Source organism: Luteipulveratus mongoliensis (genome assembly GCF_001190945.1).
Classification (GTDB): domain Bacteria; phylum Actinomycetota; class Actinomycetes; order Actinomycetales; family Dermatophilaceae; genus Luteipulveratus; species Luteipulveratus mongoliensis.
Genome location: NZ_CP011112.1, coordinates 2,109,257 through 2,127,494 on the forward strand (window position 1 = coordinate 2,109,257; position 18,238 = coordinate 2,127,494).

The following is an 18,238-nucleotide window of genomic DNA, read 5'->3' on the forward strand; positions in this document are numbered from 1 at the left end:
TGAGAAGGCCGATGGATGTCTTCGCGAGCTCAGCCATTCATCGACCCTTGGGGTGCCAGACCGTCTTGGTCTCGAGGTAGGCCCGGATGCGGGAGAGGTCGGGCTGCTCGGTCCAGTCGGGCTCGACGGCGTCGCCACCAGTGCCGACCGGGCGCAGCACGCGCTTGAGGTTGTCGGCGGCCTTGACCTCGAGGTCGGCCCAGTCGACGTCGGTCGCATCGGCGGCGCCCGTGAGGTCGATCGCGTTGACGTCACGGTGCGACGCCAGCCAGGGGGCCAGTTCAGCGGTGCGGCCGGAGATGAGGTTGATGACGCCACCGGGGACGTCCGAGGTCGCGAGCACCTCACCGAGCGAGATGGCCGGCAGTGGCCGTTGCTCGCTGGTGAGCACGACCACGGTGTTGCCCGTGACCACCGCGGGCGCGATCACGGATACGAGCCCGAGCAGCGAGCTGCCTTGCGGCGCAAGGATTCCCACGACTCCGGTCGGCTCGGGTGCGGAGATGTCGAAGTAGGGGCCGGCAACCGGGTTGAGGCCGCCCAGCACTTGGGCGACCTTGTCCGACCACCCGGCGTACCAGAGCCATCGGTCGATCGCCTGGTCGACGACAGCACTCGCGCGCGGCTTGGTCAGACCCTCACTGGCGGCCACCTCGGCGATGAACTGGTCGCGCCGGCCCTCGAGCACCTCACCGACGCGATAGAGCACCTGGCCACGGTTGTACGCCGTCGCCGTCGCCCAACCGCCTTGTGCCGCACGGGCTTTCACGACCGCGTCGCGCACGTCCTTGCGGGAGCCCATGGCCGCGTTGGCGAGGAAGGTGCCCTTGGCGTCGACGATCTCGTAGGACCGCCCGGACTCGCTGCGCGGGAACGCGCCGCCGACGTAGAGCTTGTAGGTCTTGCGAACGTCCAGTCGGGGGCTCATGCGTCTACTCCAGTCCGCAGGTAGGCCTCGAGGCCGTGCCGGCCACCTTCGCGGCCGTAGCCGCTCTCCTTGTAGCCACCGAACGGTGAGGTCGGATCGAAGCGGTTGAACGTGTTGGCCCACACCACACCGGCCTTGAGCTGGTCGGCCATCCAGAGGATGCGCGAGCCCTTCTCGGTCCAGATGCCGGCGGAGAGGCCGTACGGCGTGTTGTTGGCCTTGGCGACCGCCTCCTGCGGCGTGCGGAAGGTCAGCACCGACAGCACCGGGCCGAAGATCTCCTCGGTGGCCACGCGGTGCGTCTGCGACACATCGGTGAAAACCGTTGGGGCGAACCAGAACCCGCGAGCTGGCAGCTCACACGGAACGGTCCAGCGCGTCGCACCCTCGGCCTCGCCGGCATCGACCAGCTCGGTGATGCGCTGCAGCTGGGCCTTGGAGTTGATGGCGCCGACGTCGGTGTTCTTGTCGAGCGGGTCGCCGACGCGCAGAGTCTTCATGCGGCGCTCGAGGCGGCGGACGACCTCATCGGCGACGGATTCCTGCACCAGCAAACGAGATCCGGCGCAGCACACGTGGCCCTGGTTGAAGAAGATGCCGTTGACGATGCCCTCGACGGCCTGGTCGATGGCGGCGTCCTCGAAGACGATGTTGGCGGCCTTGCCACCGAGCTCGAGCGTGGCGCGCTTGCGAGTGCCGGCGATCGAGCGGGCGATCGCCTTGCCGACATCGGTCGAGCCGGTGAAGGCGATCTTGTCGACGTCGGGATGCTCGACCAGCGCCTGGCCGGTGGCGCCCGCGCCGGTCACGATGTTGACGACACCCGGCGGCAGATCGGCCTGCTGACAGATCTCGGCGAACAGCAGCGCGGTCAGGGGCGTGGTCTCGGCCGGCTTGAGCACGACGGTGTTGCCGGTCGCCAGGGCGGGCGCGATCTTCCAGGCCAGCATCAGCAGCGGGAAGTTCCACGGGATGACCTGCCCGACGACACCCAACGGACGAGGGGGCGGCGACCCCGCCGGCGAGAGGCCGGCGTACTCCAGCTTGTCGGCCCAACCCGCGTGGTAGAAGAAGTGCGCCGCGGCGGTCGGGACGTCGACGTCGCGCGACTCCTTGATCGGCTTACCGTTGTCGAGGCTCTCCAGCACGGCCAGCTCGCGAGCGCGCTCCTGCATGATGCGCGCGATGCGGAAGACGTACTTGCCGCGCTCGGCACCCGACATCCGGGACCAGACCCGGGTGTAGGCCGTCCGCGCGGCCTTGACGGCCTTGTCGACGTCGTCGGCGCTCGCCTCGGAGACGTCGGCGAGCTTTTCTTCGGTGGCCGGGTTGATCGTCTTGAAGGAGCTGCCCGTCCCATCGACGAACTCGCCGTTGATGAACAGGCCGTACGACGACTGCAGGTCCACGATGGCCCGCGACTCAGGTGCGGGGGCGTACTCGAACTTCGACATCTGAGGTCCTCAGTCGATCGTCACGTAGTCGGGGCCGGAGTAGGCGCCGGTGCTCAGCTTTTGGCGCTGCAGCTGCAGGTCGTTGAGCAGGCTGGAGGCACCGAAGCGGAACCACTCGGGCGTCAGCCAGTCCTCGCCGGCGATCTCGTTGACCGTCACGAGGTACTTGATCGCGTCCTTGCTCGTCCGGATGCCACCGGCGGGCTTGACGCCCACCATCTCGCCGGTCTGCTCACGCCAGTCGCGTACGGCCTCGAGCATGATCAGCGTGACCGGCAGCGTGGCCGCGGGCTGGATCTTGCCGGTCGAGGTCTTGATGAAGTCGGCGCCCGCGAGCATCGCCAACCAGGACGCGCGGCGGACGTTGTCGTAGGTGACCAGCTCGCCGGTCTCGAGGATGACCTTGAGATGCGCTTCGCCGCAGGCTTCCTTGATGGCGACGATCTGGTCGAAGACCGTGCGGTACTGACCCGACAGGAAGGCGCCTCGGTCGATCACCATGTCGATCTCGTCGGCACCGGCCTTGACGGCGTCCTTGGTGTCGGCGAGCTTGACCGGCATGCTCGCGCGGCCGGACGGGAACGCCGTCGCGACGGCGGCGACGTGAATGCTGGTGCCCTTGAGGGCGTCCTTGGCGATCTCGACCATGTCGTTGTAGACGCAGACCGCCGCAACGTGCGGTGTGGTCGGGTCGAGTGGGTCAGGGGTGGCGGCCTTGGCGCACAGCGAGCGGACCTTGCCCTCGGTGTCCGAACCTTCGAGGGTCGTCAGGTCGATCATGCCGATGGCGGTGTCGATCGCCCAGGCCTTGGCGGTCGTTTTGATGGATCGGGTGCTCAGGGCTGCCGCCCGGCCGTCGCAGCCCACCTGGTCGACACCGGGCAGACCGTGCAGCCAGGTGGTCAGGGACGCGTTGGTCAGGGATGACACCCCGAGCAGGTCCCGCGCCCGCGACGTTGCAGTGGATGCGCTCACCAGGGCAGCCTATCCGCATGTCAGCCACCCCGAGTCCAGCCCAGAACGAGCCCAAGAAGGTCTTCAGACAGCGCACAGCGCTGGTGTCGGGCGGCTTCTTGCTGCTGGTCCTGGCCATCGTGATCGTGTTGACCCTGCTCGGGGACACCGAGAAGACCAAGTCGGTGATGTGGTGCGTCGCGATCGGGCTGCTCGTCTGGGTGGCGTTGCTGCGGCCCTCGGTCGTGATGTGGCGTTGCTGCGGCCCTCGGTCGTGATGCGGGCGTCTGGCCTCCGCATCCACAACCTGGTCCGCGACGTTGAGATGCCCTGGCCCCATGTCGACGTCGTCGAAAGCCGTTGGAACCTCAAGGTATTCACGCCGGATGACAAGGGCTACTCCGCCTGGGCCATCTCCACGCAGCGGCCCCGTCGCTCCGGCGGTGGTGCGGGAGGTCCGCTCGGCGCTCTTGGTGCTCTCGGCACAGCGGGCGCAGATCGTCTCACCGGTGCACGAGGGGAGAGCACGGACGATGCGGTCAAGATCAGCCGGGTCGAGCGGCCCGGCTCGGCCGGTGACGTCGCCGACCAGGTCAAGGCGGCCCGTGAGGAGTACGACAAGGCGGTCAGCAGCGGCGCGATCGAGGCGCAGACCGGACCGGTCGTCGTACGCCCCGCGCCCCTGGCTGTGGGCGCCGTCGCCGTGGCCGTCGTCCTGATCCTCATCGCGCTGTTCGCCTGACCCTCCCCTCCCCTTCCCGGCGAAAGCTGCTGCCGGGCACACGTATGCGTGTGCGGGTCACCAACTTTTGCCGGGGTGCGGCGAAAGTTGGTGTCTGGCACAGGTATTCGTGTGCGGATGACCAACCTCTGCCGCGGGGCTGTGGACAACGCACGCTGCCCTCCGTCACGATCTGTCACGGTCAGGGCGCATGACCCCATCGCTGCCGTTCGAGGCACACATGCTCGTCACCGGTCGGTCGTTGCGCGACGTCTCGCAGGAGCCGCGCCGCGCACGGGACGAGAGTGGCGAGAAGCAATGGACGATGGTGCGGCACGGTGTATGTATCGCGACGCGCCACTGGGCTCAGCTCGGGCCGAACGATCGCTACCTGGCGTTCGTGCACGCCTCTGCGCTCATGGCACGGTCGGGGCCGCCGTTCCTCTCGCACCACTCCGCCGCTGCGATCTGGGGTCTGCCGATCGCGGACCCGTGGCCGCGCGCTGTCCATGTGCTCGTTCCAGACACGACCCGTGCAAGTCGGTCGGGACTGGTGATCCGTCGAGAGGACGAGGCTCAGGTGCACGTGGCGCATCGTGGCTTGCGCGTGACCCCACCGGCACGCACGGTGCTGGACATCACGCGCGAGGGCGGTCTGCTCAATGGTCTGGTCGCCGGTGACCACGCGTTGCGTGAGGGAGTCTGCACCCGAGATCAGCTCGTCGTAGAGCTTCGCCGGATTCCGTCGCACACCCCCGGCCTCAGCGACTGCCGAAACCTCGTGGACATCGTCGACCCCATGGCGGCGTCTCCCGGCGAGAGCTTGAGTCGCGGCCAGATGTTCTTGCTGCGGTTCCCACGCCCGCGGCTTCAGGTCGCACACCACGACGGACGAGGACTGATCGGCAACGTCGACTTCGACTGGGACGGCGTCGTTGGCGAGTTCGACGGTCTGACCAAGTACGGGACCGAGTTCGCGCAGACACCGGAGGAGATGCAGGAGATCCTGGTCCGCGAGAAGCTTCGCGAGGACCGGCTCCGTGCACGCGGTCCGAAGGTCGCCCGCTGGCTGTGGGCAGATGCGTACTCGGCCGCCGGGATGGCACGGTCACTCGAAGCCTAAGGTCTGAGGCCGCTGCCGCGGCGCACCTGGGTGACCAGCCCGGGCGTACCCGCGTAGCCCGGCGAAAGTTGCTGCCGGGCACAGGAATGCGTGTGCGGGCGATCAAGTTTTGCCGGGGTGCGGCGAAAGTTGCTGCCGGGCACAGGAATGCGTGTGCAGGTCACCAACTTTTGCCGGGAGAGGTCAGCGCTCGTCGATGGTGACGTCGATCGTGTAGGAGTCGGCGCGATAGATGTGGTCGCCGAACTCCACCGGGTTGCCGTCGGCGTCGAAGGCTGCGCGCGACATCGTCAGCACGGGGTCCGAGGCGCGCAGCCCGAGCCGGCGTCGCTCGGGCGCGGTCGGTCGTCGCGCGCCGATCGTCTGGTGGGCCACGACGGGCCGTACGCCGCGCGCCCGCAGCAGGGCGTACAACCCCTCGCCCTCGAGCTCGTCCTGGGTCACTTCGCCGAGGGTGGGCGGCAGCCAGTTGCGCAGCACGGCAAAGGGCTGCTCGCCGGCCAGCCGTAAGCGGGTGATGGCCACGAGCGAGGAGCCAGCCGGTACGCCGAGCGCCTGGGCCGCGCGCTCGTCAGTCGTCGTCCGCAGCTCGAGCACGCGGGTCGTCGGCGTCGCCCCGTCGCGGGCGAGGTCGTCGTACAGGCTCGTCAGCTCGGCACGGCGATGGATCTGCCGGTTGGCGACGGTGGTGCCGAGCCCGCGCCGACGCAGCAGCAGCCCCTGCGCGACGAGCTCTTGGATGGCGCGTCGCACGGTCGGCCTGGACAGGCCGAGCCGGGCGGCCAGCGCCAGCTCGTTCTCGAAGGCGTCGCCGGGCTGCAACCGACCCGAGGTGACCGCCTCGCGCAGCTGCTCGGCGAGCTGGTGGTAGAGCGGCACGGGGGAGGCGCGCTCCAGGGAAACAGGCACAGGCTCGACCACGGGAGCAGCGTAGCGGCCCGACGTCTGATTGAGCAGACAAGCAAATGTCAGGACATTTCTTGACAGACCCGGATGTGGGGGCGAGCCTTGACGACGGTACGTCGATGGCTCGCTTGAGGCGTATCCACCAGTCTTCCCGCCAGTCTCGTTGCCACAGAACGGAATTCATCGATGCGGATCGGTCTCGCCGGCGTGGGCCGGATCGGAGCCTTCCATGCACGGACCCTGCTGGGCGTGCCCGCGGTCGAGTCCTTGGTCGTCTGCGACGCCGACCAGCAGGCGGCCGCAGCGGTCGCCAAAGAGCTGGATGCGGAGCACGTGGCCGACGTCGAGACGCTGCTGCGAGCGGGGCTCGACGGCTTCGTCATCGCAGCCGCGACGCCCGCGCACGCACCGATGCTGCGCCTGGCCATCGAGGCAGGCGTCCCGACGTTCTGTGAGAAGCCGGTGGCGCACACGCTGGAGGAGACGCTCGAGCTGGCCAGGTTGGCGGCCACGTCCGAGGTCCCGGTGCACATCGGCTTCCAGCGCCGCTTCGACGCCGGCTACCGGCGCGTCCAGGAGGCGATCGCTGGAGGCGAGCTCGGCTTCGTCCACACGATCCGCGCCAACACTCACGACCAGAGCCCGCCGCATGCGTCGTACATCCCGACCAGCGGCGGCATCTTCCGCGACTGCAACGTGCACGACTACGACGCGATCCGCTTCGTGACGGGTCGCGAGGTGGTGACGGCGTACGCGACGGGCGGCAACAAAGGGGAGGCGTTCTTCGCCGAGGCAGGCGACGTCGACACGGGCGCCGCAGTGCTCACGCTCGACGACGGCACCATGTGCCTCGTGTCCTCGACCCGTTACAACGGCGGCGGTCATGACGTGCGGCTCGAGGCCATGGGCAGCAAGGCCACGCTGACTGCTGGTCTCGACGACTCACTCGCCATGCGTTCGGCTGAGCCGGGCGAGACGTTCCCGGCCGGACCGCCGCACCAGACGTTCATGGACCGGTTCCAGCCGGCGTACGTTGCCGAGCTGACTGCCTTCGCCGAGGTGGCCAAGGGCGTGACACCGTCACCGTGCACCGTGGCCGATGCCTTGCAGGCCTTCCGGACCGCCGAGGCCTGCGATGTGTCGCGACGGGAAGGTCGTGTCGTGCAGCTGGCGGAAGTGCCGGACCTGTGACCGCATCAGTGATGAGCCGTGTCGCAGGTGCGCCGATCTCGTGGGGTGTGTCCGAGGTCGAGGGCTGGGGAGTCCAGCTGCCGACCGAGACTGTGCTCAGCGCAATGTACGAATCCGGTTTGACAGCAACGGAGCTCGGACCCGCAGGCTTCCTGCCAACAGATCCGGATCAGCTCAAGGCTGACCTCGACAAGCACAGCCTCCGAGCCGTCGCACAGTTCGTCCCGGTGGTCCTGCACGACGAGTCGACTGATCCGCGCCCGGATGTCCGTACGGCGATCGCGAGCCTGAGCGCGGTCGGCGCCACGACCCTCGTTCTCGCCGCGGCGACCGGCGGTCAGGGGTACGACGACCGCCCGGCCTGGACCTCCGCCGCCTGGTCCCGGGCGCTCGGCCTGCTGGACGATCTCGCTGGGCTTGGGCGGGAAGCCGGGCTCGATGCGGTGCTGCACCCCCATGTCGGCACGATGATCGAGAACGAGGCGGAGGTGGAGCGGGTGCTGGACGGCTGCGGCATCGGGCTGTGCCTCGACACCGGACATCTGCTGATCGGCGGGGCCGATCCTGTCGCCCTCGCCCGTGCGCACGCCGACCGGATCAGGCACGTACACCTCAAGGACGTCCGGCTCGACCTGGCGGAGCAGGTTCGGACCGGGGCCGTGTCCTACTCGGACGCCGTCGAGCGGGGGATCTACGCGCCGATCGGGGACGGTGATGTGGAGATCAATAGGATCGTGAAAGACCTTGAAAATCAAGGATATTCGGGTTGGTACGTCCTCGAGCAAGACACCGTCCTCGGGAGCGAGTCCGCGAACACGGCAACTGCTGATGTGCGGACCAGCCTTCGCGCCTTGAGTCGGATCGCCGAAGGTCTGGAGGTTCGGCGGTGACGGCGGGCTACGACCTGATCACGATGGGCCGGGTCGGCGTCGACATCTATCCGCTCCAGCACCGGGTTCCGTTGGAGGAGGTGCGCACCTTCGAGAAGTTCCTCGGCGGCAGCGCGACCAACGTGGCCGTCGCGGCTGCGCGTCACGGACGGCGTACGGCCGTGATCACGCGGACCGGTGACGATGCGTTCGGGCGCTACGTGCACTCCGAGCTGCGAAGGCTCGGGGTCGACGACGAGTTCGTCGGCGCAGTGAACGGCCCGCCGACTCCCGTGACGTTCTGCGAGGTCTTCCCTCCGGACGACTTTCCCCTCTACTTCTATCGCTATCCGACCGCGCCCGATCTGTTGATCGAGCCGAACACGTTGCCGGACAACGAAATCCGGGACGCGATGGTCTTCTGGTGCACGGTGACGGGGCTGAGCCAGGAGCCGAGCCGCGCAGCGCACTTTGCGGCCTGGGAGACCCGAGAGCGGCATACCCACACGGTGCTGGACCTCGACTACCGGCCGATGTTCTGGGCTGACCCTGCCGAGGCCCGCAACCAGGTCGACGCAGCGCTGGAGCACGTGACGATCGCGGTCGGCAACCGCGAGGAGTGCGAGGTCGCCACAGGAGAGACCGATCCGGACCGCGCGGCCGATGCGCTCCTCGCGCGTGGGCTCGCGCTGGCAGTCGTCAAGCGCGGCCCGGACGGTGTGCTCGCGGCGACGGCCGACGAGCGGGTCAGTCTGCCGGCGTTTCCGGTCGAGGTGCTCAACGGTCTGGGCGCGGGTGACGCCTTCGGTGGCGCGCTGTGCCACGGGCTGCTGTCGCAGTGGCCGCTGCAACGGATGATGACGTTCGCCAACGTCGCCGGGGCGATCGTGGCGTCGCGCCTGGAGTGCTCCACGGCGATGCCCACCACGGCCGAGGTCGACGTGGCGCTCGAGCAAGGACGTGTTGTATGACGACCATCCCGGAAGTAAGTGATATCAACGAGATTCGCGCCCGCGACCCTGAGCGCGTCGCTCGGAGCTGGTCCGATCGAGCGCACCGGCCCCTGCTGGGGGACGACGGCCGCCTGCTGATCGTGGCTGCCGATCACCCGGCGCGCAACGCGCTCGGTGTCCGCGACAAGCCGATGGCCATGGCGAGTCGGACCGATCTCCTGCGACGCCTGCTCGATGCGCTCACCGTGCCCGGCGTGGACGGCGTGCTGGGCACGCCTGACGTGCTGGAGGACCTGCTGCTGCTCGGTGCGCTCGAGGACAAGATCGTCATCGGCACGATGAATCGTGGTGGCCTGCAAGGGGCTTCGTTCGAGCCGGATGACCGATTCACGGCGTACGACGCTCCGACTATCGACCGACTGGGACTCGACGGGGGAAAGACGCTACTGCGCGTGTGCCTCGAGCACGCGGGGACGGCCGAGACGCTGGAGTCGACCGGGCGGGCTGTCGCCGAGCTCGCTGCACATCGACGGCTGGCCATGATCGAGCCGTTCTTCTCTGAGGTGGAGGGAGATCGACTCGTCAACCGGCTGGACGCCGAGTCGGTCGTCCGCTCGGTCGCGATCGCCAGTGGGCTCGGCTCGACGAGCGCCTACACCTGGCTCAAGCTGCCCGTTGTGGACGACATGGAGCGGGTGATGGACGCGACCACGCTGCCGACCCTGCTGCTGGGTGGTGACCCGCATGGAACGCCCGAGGAGACGTACGCCTCCTGGCGGCACGCCCTCGCGCTCCCGTCGGTCCGTGGTCTGGTGGTCGGACGAGCGCTGCTCTACCCGCCTGACGGCGACGTGACGGCAGCCGTACGCACCGCGGTCGAGCTCGTGCACGGGGAGGTGCGATGACGGCGTCCGGCTTCGACAACGACACGTGGTTCTTGCCGCTGGGTTCCGTTGCAGCAGAAGGCTTCTCGGTGTGCGCTGGTCCCGGACGCAAGGACTGGGAGCACACCAGCCTTCGGATCGCCGAGCTCGCACCAGGCGGTGAGGTGATGGTGGACCTGGCCGGGGCTGAGGCCATCGTCGTGCCGCTGTCCGGTGCTGTCACCGTCACGCTCGAGGGGACGGGCCAGACCGAGACTGTGGAGCTCGCCGGCCGGGAGTCGGTGTTCGCCGGCCCGACCGACGTCGCCTACGCGCCGCCTGGTGGGCGGCTCACCCTGCGCACTTCTACGGCTTCCCGGGTCGCCGTGTGTGGCGCTCGCGTATCTGGCGAGGCCGCCGAAGGCGGGCTGGTCCGGTTGGATGCGGGCGACGTACCGGTGGAGCTGCGCGGCGCCGGCCAGGCGAGCCGTGAGGTCCGCAACTTCGGTACGCCGGAGGTACTGGCCGCTCAGCGCATCATCGCGTGCGAGGTCCTCACGCCAGGCGGCAACTGGAGCTCCTATCCACCGCACAAGCATGACGAGGATCGACCCGGCGAGGAGTCCGAGCTGGAGGAGATCTACTACTTCGAGCTGCAGAGCGATGACGCGCCTGACGGCGCGGATCCCGTTGGCTACCAACGCGTCTACGGCACCGAGGACCGTCCGATCGACGTGCTGGCGGAGGTGCGCACGGGCGACGTCGTGCTCGTACCGCACGGCTGGCACGGTCCGGCCACTGCGCCCCCTGGTTACGACCTCTACTACCTCAATGTGATGGCTGGCCCCGGCGCTGAACGAGCCTGGCTGATCTGTGACGACCCGGCGCACGCATGGGTCCGCGACACCTGGAACGCTCAGTCGATGGATCCGCGGCTGCCGTTCGGAGGCAAGAAGTCATGAGTGTCACCAGGTCTCGATACGACTCGGCTAGCGCCTCGCCTACTCGACCAGCGGAGTCCTCATGAAATTGACGGTGGGGCAGGCGATGGTCCGGTTCCTGGGCCAGCAGTGGACCGAGCGCGACGGGGAGCGGCAGCGGATGTTCGCCGGCTGCCTGGGCATCTTCGGGCACGGCAATGTCGCCGGTGTCGGTCAGGCGTTGCTGCAGGACGAACGCTCGGGCATCCCAGCGCTTCCTTACGTCCTCGCGCGCAACGAGCAGGCGATGGTGCACACGGCCAGCGCCTACGCGCGCGCGTCCAACCGCCTACGGATGTGGGCGTGCACCGCCTCGGTCGGCCCAGGCTCGACCAACATGGTCACGGGCGCGGCACTGGCGACGGTCAACCGAGTTCCGGTGCTGCTGCTGCCTTCTGGGACGTTCGCGACGCGTGCGACCGGCACCGTGCTGCAGCAGCTCGAGTCACCCACCGCGGGCGACATCACGGTCAATGACGCGCTGCGGCCGGTGTCGCGCTACTTCGATCGGATCCAGCGGCCGGAGCAGCTGCCGAGCGCGCTGCTCGAGGCGATGGGTGTCCTGACCGACCCGGCCGACACCGGAGCGGTCACCCTGGCGCTCCCGCAGGACGTCCAGGCGGAGGCGTACGACTGGCCTGAGGATCTCTTCGACGAGCGGCTCTGGCACATCGCCCGTGCGCCTGCGGAGGGGTCGCAGATTGCGGCGGCGGCGCGGCTGATCCGTTCTGCTGAGCGGCCGTTCGTTGTGGTCGGTGGGGGAGTGCACTACAGCGGCGCCGAGGATGCCCTCGACGCACTGTGCCGGGCGACGGGTATTGCGGTGGGTGAGACGCAGGCTGGCAAGGGCTCGCTGACGCATGGACATCCGCAGCTGCTGGGTGCCGTCGGATCGACTGGCACGACCGCAGCCAACGCCTTCGCGCGCGACGCCGACGTCGTGATCGGGATCGGGACGCGTTGGAGCGACTTCACCACTGCTTCGCGAACAGCGTTCCAGCGCAGGGGTGTTCGCTTCATCAACATCAACGTCGCTCGGTTCGACGCGGGCAAGCATGCTGGCCTCGCCGTGGTCGGCGACGCGCGCGAGGCGATCGTCGCGCTCACCCAGCAGCTCGATGGCTACCGCACCGATACGGCGTACGCCGACCGAGCGACCCGAGAGTGGACGGCCTGGGACGAGCAGGTGGAGCAGGCGTACGACCCACCGGCTGAGGTGACCGAGCGGCTCGGTGACGGCATCCTCAGTCAGGGCCAGGTGCTCGGCATCGTCAACGAGACGAGCGCGCCCGAGGACGTCGTCGTCTGTGCGGCCGGTTCGATGCCCGGCGACCTGCACAAGCTGTGGCGGGTCCGCGATCGCGGCGGCTATCACGTCGAGTACGGCTACTCCTGCATGGGATACGAGATCCCGGGTGGCATCGGTGTCCGTCTGGCACACCCCGACCGCGACGTGTTCGTCATGGTCGGGGACGGGTCGTACCTGATGATGCCGACCGAGCTGGTGACCGCGGTACAAGAGCGCGTCAAGGTGATTGTGGTGCTCGTGCAGAACCACGGCTTCCACTCGATCGGCTCGCTGTCAGAGTCGTTGGGATCACAGCGTTTTGGAACGTCCTACCGCTATCGGAGCCCGGACGGCACGCTCGACGGCGACTACCTGCCGGTCGACCTCGCTGCCAACGCGCGCAGCCTCGGTGCTCATGTCGTCGAGGTGCGCTCGGCGGACGAGCTGACGGCGGCCGTGCGCGAGGCCAAGGCGGCGCCGCACGACTTCGGCCCGTTCGTCATCCATGTGGAGACGGATCCGTTGGTCGCGGCACCGGACAGCGACTCCTGGTGGGACGTGCCGGTCGCGGAGGTGAGCGAACTCGAGACGACGCGCGCCGCGTACGAGCAGTATGTGGACCAGAAGAAGGGCCAGCGGCCCCTGCTGCGCCCCGGCGTGGATCCCGCACCGCGGGAAGCGGACTCGGCACACTGAGCCCAGAGGACGAGCGGCGAGAGAAGGAAGACGACGATGAGCAGGCGTACTCGAAGAACCACAGCGGTGGTCATGGTGGCTCTGCTGGCCGGCGGCCTTGCAGCGTGCAGCTCGACCGGTGGCCGCAAAGCCGTGGAGGACGCCGAGCGCGCTCGCAACGCGGGCAAGGCGACCACACCCACGATGACGGTGGCGCTCGTGACCCACTCGGGCCCGGGAGACACGTTCTGGGACATCGTGCGTAAGGGCGCTCAGGATGCCGCAGCCAAGGACAACATCAAGCTGCAGTACACCGCGGACCCGGACGGTCCGAAGCAGGCCAACCTCGTGCAGCAGGCCATCGACAAGAAGGTCGACGGCATCGCGCTGACGCTCGCTAAGCCGGACGCGATGAAGGCCGTGGTGGGCAAGGCTCACGCAGCCAACATCCCTGTCGTGGCACTGAACGGCGGACTCGACAGCTGGAAGGCCATGGGCGTCACTGCCTACTTCGGCCAAGACGAGAAGATCGCCGGGCAGCAGGCAGGTGAGCGGATGCTCAAGGAGGGCGCCAAGCACCCGATCTGCGTCATCCACGAGCAGGGCAACGTCGGCCTCGAGGACCGCTGTGCAGGGGTGAAGCAGAAGATCCCTGCAACGCAGCTGCTCTACGTCAACGGCAAGGCACCGGCGAGCATGCAGACCGCGATCACGTCCAAGCTGCAGCAGGACAAGGCCGTGGACTACGTCCTCACGCTCGGCGGACCGATTGCGCTGATCGCGGTGCAGTCCAAGGCGAGTGCGGCCAGCAAGGCGAAGGTGGTCACCTTCGACACCAGCGACCAGCTGATCGCGGCCATCAAGACCGGCACCGTGCAGTGGGCGGTCGACCAGCAGCCCTACCTCCAGGGTTACCTCGCCATCGACCAGCTGTGGCTCTTCAAGACCAACGGCAACACGGTGGGCGGCGGGCAGGCGGTGCTGACCGGCCCGGCGTTCATCGACAAGACCAACGTTGCGTCGGTCGAGAAGTTCGCCGCCAGCGGGCGGCGGTGAGTGCCGTGAGTACGCCGTCAGCGGCGGCTGTCGACGATCGCGTCGCCGCGCGCTCGCGCTCGGTCCGCGCCCTGCGCCGTCCGGAGATCGGAGCCCTGCTCGGCGCAGTGGCGGTCTGTGTGTTCTTCCTGATCGTGGCGTCGTCGTTCCGCGAGGTCGCCAACGTGGGCACGATCCTCTACGGCGCTGCCACCATCGGGATCATGGCAGTGCCGGTGGCGCTGCTGATGGTGGGTGGTGAGTTCGACCTGTCGGCCGGCGTCGCGGTCACATCGGCTGGTCTCGCCGCTGCCCTGCTCGGGTGGTACTTCAACTTCAACGTGTGGGTGGCCGTGCTGCTCGCGCTGCTGATCTCGCTGGCCATTGGCTGGTTCAACGGCACCTTGCTCAACCGGACCGGATTGCCGTCATTTCTCGTGACACTGGGCACGTTCTTCATCCTGCAGGGCGTCAACCTCGGCATGACCAGAGTCGTGACCGGCAACGTCGCCTCCAAGAGCATCAGCGACATGCAGGGCTTCGAGTCGGCCCAGAACGTCTTCGCCTGGGAGGGCTCGATCGGATCGGTCGAGATCAAGGCACCGATCGTCTACTGGCTGATCATCACGGCTGTTGCTGCGGTGGTGCTGCTAAAGACGCGGTTCGGCAACTGGATCTTCGCCGTCGGCGGCGACTCGGACGCAGCCCGCGCGGTCGGCGTACCCGTGCACGGCGTGCGGATCGTGCTCTACATGTTCGTCGGGTTCTGTGCATGGTTGTCCGGGATGCACCTGCTCTTCGCGTTCAACACCGTGCAGTCCGGCGACGGCGTGGGCAACGAGTTCATCTTCATCATCGCCGCGGTGGTCGGTGGCTGTCTGCTGACCGGCGGGTACGGCTCGGCCATCGGCGCCTCGATCGGTGCGCTGATCTTCTCCATGACTGAGCTCGGCATCAACTACGCCGGCTGGAACCCTGACTGGTTCAAGACGTTCCTCGGGGCGATGCTGGTGCTCGCCACGCTGGTCAACCTGTGGGTCAAGAGGAAGGCGGACGCGCGATGAGCACCACGACGGACGACACGATGCCGACCCACACCGAGGGCCCGACCACCGAGATCGTCAAGCTGGTCGACGTCGGCAAGGCCTACGGCAACGTATCCGCGCTGCGCGAGGTCAACCTGTCGGTGCAGCAGGGCGAGGTCACTTGCGTGCTCGGCGACAACGGTGCCGGCAAGTCGACGCTGATCAAGATCATGTCCGGGTTGCACGACTACGACGCTGGCCAGATGTTCGTCGGTGGCGAGCTGCGGCACTTCGGCTCGCCTCGTGAAGCGCTGGGCGCCGGAATCGCGACCGTCTACCAGGACCTCGCGCTCGCGCCGCTGATGTCTGTGTGGCGGAACTTCTTCTTGGGCAACGAGATTCGCAAGGGTCCGTTGCGGTTGCTCGACAGCAAGGAGATGGAGCGAGTCACGGGTGAGGAGCTAACCCGGATGGGCATCAGCATCCCTGACCTGGACCGGCCAGTCGCCTCGCTCTCGGGCGGCCAGCGGCAGTGTGTGGCGATCGCGCGCGCGATCTACTTCGGCGCCAAGGTGATCATCCTGGATGAGCCGACCGCCGCTCTCGGTGTGAAGCAGTCGGGTGTGGTGCTGAAGTACATCGTCCGCGCGCGCGACGCCGGGCTGGGCGTCGTCTTCATCACGCACAACCCACACCACGCGTACCTCGTCGGCAACCACTTCATGGTGCTCAAGCTCGGTCGGGTCTCGCTCGATGAGGAGCGCGAGAACCTCACGCTGGACCAGCTCACCTCCGAGATGGCCGGCGGCGACGAGCTGACGGAGTTGAGCCACGAGATCCGTCAGCTGAACTCGGCGGACGAGGACGAGGACGCCGAGTAGGCGAGCGAGCCGTAAGACCCGCGTCGGCTATCCGCCGACGGCAGCCGAGACTCAGGCGCGGATGCCGTCGATCACGATCGCCAGGGCGGCGGTGAAGGATGCGTCGCTGTCGCCGAATCGCGTTGGTGCGGCGCCGTGCTCGACCATCGTGGTGTGCGACTGTTCGTCGAAAGTGAAGCCGATCACGAAGTGCAGCAACGCATCTCGCGAGGCCACGGCGCGCGCGTGAGGGTGCCCGCCCGCCTCGACGATCTCGACGATGCGCTTGCCGAGATGACTGGTATCCAACGATGACGCGCGGCTCGCGGAGACGATCTCGGCACCGTCGCGCTGACCGAGCAGTGTGGTCCTGAGGCCGGTCGCGAGCTGCTCGACCTGCCGATCCCAGCGACGGCGTGGCGACGGCTCGGGCACCCGGCCCAGCAGGTCGTCGGCGAGCTCGGCGAGGAGCGACTGCTTGTTGGGGACGTGCCAGTAGATCGCGCTGGCCTGCACACCCAGCTCGGTCGCGAGGCGCCGCATGGTGAGGTCCGCCAGCCCATAGGTCGCCACGATGCGCTGTGCCGCCTCGAGGATGTCCCGCCGCTGGATCGCCATGCGGCGCAGCCTACTCGCGGGATCAGTGCTCCCCTGAACGCCGTTCGTTGAACGATGTTCAGGGCGAGGGCGTCCCCATTCTCACAAGCTCGAATGTCGGGGGTCGGGTGGTGTGCTCGCGTCCGTGTGGGCTGGTCCAGGTGCAGGTGCCGTCGTTGGCCATGGTGACGCGCCAGCCGGCTTCGTGCTTGGCGCGGTGGTGGTGCTTGCAGAGGGTGAGCAGGTTGGTCGGTCTTGTTGCTCCGGTGGGCCAGGGGATGACGTGGTCGGTCTCGCAGTAGCGGGCTGGGTGTGAGCAGCCGGGGAAGCGGCAGTGCTGGTCGCGTTGTTGCACCAGGCGTCTGATGGCGGCGGTGGGTCGGTAGGTCTGGGCTGCGGTCTCCAGGAGGGTGCCGGTCCGCGGGTCGATCAGGGTGCGGGTGAGGCGGGCGCCCAGGGTGCGCATCAGCGCCTGGGCGGTGGCTGCGGCGATGACTCCGACACCGGGGATCTCGACATCTCCGACGCCTGGAATCCCGACAGCTCCAACGGCATCGGCCGTCGTGGCTGCGCCGCAGGCATCACGAACAGCATGCGCCAGTTCAGGAGAAGTTGAGTGGCTGTTGACCGCCGGCACAGGGTGGTGCTCAGCGTCTTCGCTGGACAGGTCATCCATCAGGTCCCACCAGGGGTCATCCGGTGGCGGGTCGGGTGCTGGTCCGGGGTCGCGTGCGATGAGCTCGGCCAGCGCCACGTCCCAGGCATCGTCATCCAGGTCGTCAGTAGACGTGTCGGCGGCGGGTGGCTCGGGTTCGAGTCCTTGCGCCCACGGATCAGAGCAGACGGCTCCGCAGGCAGCGTCGGCTGGCCCTGCCTCGCGCGCCGATGCGGGCACGGCGGGCACGACGGGCACGGCGACGGTGAAGGAGGCAGTGACCTCGGCACGCTGCAGCACGAGATCGGTCAACGCATCGGCACGGCACTGGCCCAGGGTCTTGCTCGTCCGGTTGGCTCGGTGCAGCTCACGGGCCAGCTCATCAACTGCCGCGTACGCGTGAATCGCCTGCTCGGTCGGCAACGTGGCGTGCAGATCGGTCAAACCGGTCTCTGGACCAGGCTCGAGGAACACGCCGATCCGCTCGGTGGCGCGACGGACTCGTGAGCTGCGCGCCGCGGCCGGATCGGTCTGCTGCACCAGCCGCCGGGTCCGCATCTGCACCTGACGCGCCGACCACCCCTGCACGCCCCGCGCGAGCAACGCCTGCTCCACCTGCGCACACACCGGCTCGGGCGCTTCCAGCAGCTCACGAGTCACTCGCGCGACGCGCAGGCCGTCCAGGTGCCCGGCGGCCATCTCGTCCACCAGCCCCGGCGTCTTGGTCACGGCATCGATGGCTTCCTCGACACGGGCTGTCGCCTGGCGCGGGCTCCACGCCAACCCGGGAGCCAGATCAACATCCGCGAATTCCGCCGCATGCCCTAGGGGATGGGCCACCTCACTGACCTCACCGGTGACCGGGTCGACGTGCTCAACCGTCGCGGCGTACTGCGCGATCCGCATCAGCTGCACCGCTGTCACCGCGTTGATCAGCGCCTGGGACGCCTCGATGTCGGCCTGCAGATCGGCGGCCTGCCGATGATGACGATCCGTCTTCGCCTGTGAGTAGACCGCCTGCGCCACCTCGCGGCACAGCTCCAGTGCACGGGTCGAGTCCAACAGCCCTGTGTCCGGGTCGCGCAGAAGAGCAGCAGCATCCATGGCGCCCTCCTCAACGGTCTCATTGTTCGCCCGGATCACACTTCAAACGTACACCTG

At 68.1% G+C, this 18,238-nt stretch carries 18 protein-coding genes; 12 read left to right on the forward strand and 6 right to left on the reverse strand.

The window, feature by feature from the left end; translation table 11 throughout:
* Positions 1–37 precede the first annotated feature (37 nt).
* The 3 genes from VV02_RS10090 to deoC are packed head-to-tail and all read right to left on the reverse strand — an operon-like array spanning position 38 to position 3,357.
* Positions 38–928 carry an aldehyde dehydrogenase family protein gene (locus VV02_RS10090; protein ID WP_052591394.1) on the reverse strand — a complete coding sequence of 297 codons (891 nt, stop codon included), beginning with the start codon at positions 926–928 and terminating at the stop codon, positions 38–40.
* Complete coding sequence (locus tag VV02_RS10095) at positions 925–2,382, reverse strand: aldehyde dehydrogenase family protein (RefSeq protein ID WP_052591396.1); 1,458 nt, start codon at positions 2,380–2,382, stop codon at positions 925–927. The genes VV02_RS10090 and VV02_RS10095 overlap by 4 nt, the downstream gene beginning before the upstream one ends.
* 9 nt (positions 2,383–2,391) lie before the next feature.
* On the reverse strand, positions 2,392–3,357 hold the full coding sequence (gene deoC / locus VV02_RS10100; protein WP_052591397.1) for a deoxyribose-phosphate aldolase: 966 nt from the start codon (positions 3,355–3,357) through the stop codon (positions 2,392–2,394).
* 17 nt (positions 3,358–3,374) lie between these two features.
* Between deoC and VV02_RS10105 the strand changes: the two genes are divergently transcribed.
* From VV02_RS10105 to VV02_RS10115, 3 genes are all read left to right on the forward strand, one after another.
* On the forward strand, positions 3,375–3,614 hold the full coding sequence (locus VV02_RS10105) for a hypothetical protein (protein ID WP_052591399.1): 240 nt from the start codon (positions 3,375–3,377) through the stop codon (positions 3,612–3,614).
* Positions 3,587–4,078 carry a PH domain-containing protein gene (locus tag VV02_RS10110; protein WP_157063353.1) on the forward strand — a complete coding sequence of 164 codons (492 nt, stop codon included), beginning with the start codon at positions 3,587–3,589 and terminating at the stop codon, positions 4,076–4,078. Before VV02_RS10105 ends, VV02_RS10110 begins: the two co-directional genes overlap by 28 nt.
* A gap of 190 nt (positions 4,079–4,268) precedes the next feature.
* A complete protein-coding gene (locus tag VV02_RS10115) occupies positions 4,269–5,180 on the forward strand; it encodes a hypothetical protein (RefSeq protein WP_052591403.1) in 912 nt (303 codons plus the stop codon).
* Between the two features lie 183 nt (positions 5,181–5,363).
* Here the strand turns inward: VV02_RS10115 and VV02_RS10120 are convergent, their stop codons facing one another.
* On the reverse strand, positions 5,364–6,101 hold the full coding sequence (locus VV02_RS10120; RefSeq protein ID WP_052591404.1) for a GntR family transcriptional regulator: 738 nt from the start codon (positions 6,099–6,101) through the stop codon (positions 5,364–5,366).
* Between the two features lie 171 nt (positions 6,102–6,272).
* On the opposite strand from VV02_RS10120, the gene VV02_RS10125 reads away from it, so the two are divergent.
* The 9 genes from VV02_RS10125 (at position 6,273) to VV02_RS10165 (ending at position 15,846) form a co-directional block, all read left to right on the forward strand.
* Positions 6,273–7,277, forward strand: a complete 1,005-nt coding sequence (locus VV02_RS10125) for a Gfo/Idh/MocA family protein (protein ID WP_052591406.1) — start codon at positions 6,273–6,275, stop codon at positions 7,275–7,277.
* Positions 7,274–8,167, forward strand: a complete 894-nt coding sequence (locus VV02_RS10130) for a TIM barrel protein (RefSeq protein WP_245633041.1) — start codon at positions 7,274–7,276, stop codon at positions 8,165–8,167. The genes VV02_RS10125 and VV02_RS10130 overlap by 4 nt, the downstream gene beginning before the upstream one ends.
* A complete protein-coding gene (gene iolC / locus VV02_RS10135) occupies positions 8,164–9,117 on the forward strand; it encodes a 5-dehydro-2-deoxygluconokinase (protein WP_281177299.1) in 954 nt (317 codons plus the stop codon). Before VV02_RS10130 ends, iolC begins: the two co-directional genes overlap by 4 nt.
* On the forward strand, positions 9,114–10,004 hold the full coding sequence (locus tag VV02_RS10140) for a Cgl0159 family (beta/alpha)8-fold protein (protein WP_052591408.1): 891 nt from the start codon (positions 9,114–9,116) through the stop codon (positions 10,002–10,004). The genes iolC and VV02_RS10140 overlap by 4 nt, the downstream gene beginning before the upstream one ends.
* Entirely contained in the window at positions 10,001–10,924 is a 924-nt protein-coding gene (gene iolB / locus VV02_RS10145) for a 5-deoxy-glucuronate isomerase (RefSeq protein WP_052591409.1), read from the forward strand. Before VV02_RS10140 ends, iolB begins: the two co-directional genes overlap by 4 nt.
* A gap of 61 nt (positions 10,925–10,985) precedes the next feature.
* Entirely contained in the window at positions 10,986–12,926 is a 1,941-nt protein-coding gene (gene iolD, locus VV02_RS10150) for a 3D-(3,5/4)-trihydroxycyclohexane-1,2-dione acylhydrolase (decyclizing) (RefSeq protein ID WP_052591411.1), read from the forward strand.
* A 36-nt stretch (positions 12,927–12,962) separates the two neighbouring features.
* A complete protein-coding gene (locus tag VV02_RS10155) occupies positions 12,963–13,961 on the forward strand; it encodes a substrate-binding domain-containing protein (RefSeq protein WP_052591413.1) in 999 nt (332 codons plus the stop codon).
* Positions 13,958–15,004, forward strand: coding sequence for an ABC transporter permease (locus VV02_RS10160; protein WP_052591414.1), 1,047 nt, complete (start codon positions 13,958–13,960; stop codon positions 15,002–15,004). Before VV02_RS10155 ends, VV02_RS10160 begins: the two co-directional genes overlap by 4 nt.
* Positions 15,001–15,846, forward strand: a complete 846-nt coding sequence (locus VV02_RS10165; RefSeq protein ID WP_052591416.1) for an ATP-binding cassette domain-containing protein — start codon at positions 15,001–15,003, stop codon at positions 15,844–15,846. Before VV02_RS10160 ends, VV02_RS10165 begins: the two co-directional genes overlap by 4 nt.
* A 51-nt stretch (positions 15,847–15,897) precedes the next feature.
* On the opposite strand, the gene VV02_RS10170 is transcribed toward VV02_RS10165, so the two are convergent.
* Together VV02_RS10170 and VV02_RS10175 are read right to left on the reverse strand one after the other, a co-directional pair.
* Positions 15,898–16,443, reverse strand: a complete 546-nt coding sequence (locus tag VV02_RS10170) for a TetR/AcrR family transcriptional regulator C-terminal domain-containing protein (protein WP_052591418.1) — start codon at positions 16,441–16,443, stop codon at positions 15,898–15,900.
* Between the two features lie 58 nt (positions 16,444–16,501).
* Positions 16,502–18,181, reverse strand: coding sequence for an HNH endonuclease signature motif containing protein (locus VV02_RS10175; RefSeq protein ID WP_052591421.1), 1,680 nt, complete (start codon positions 18,179–18,181; stop codon positions 16,502–16,504).
* Between the last annotated feature and the right edge of the window lie 57 nt (positions 18,182–18,238).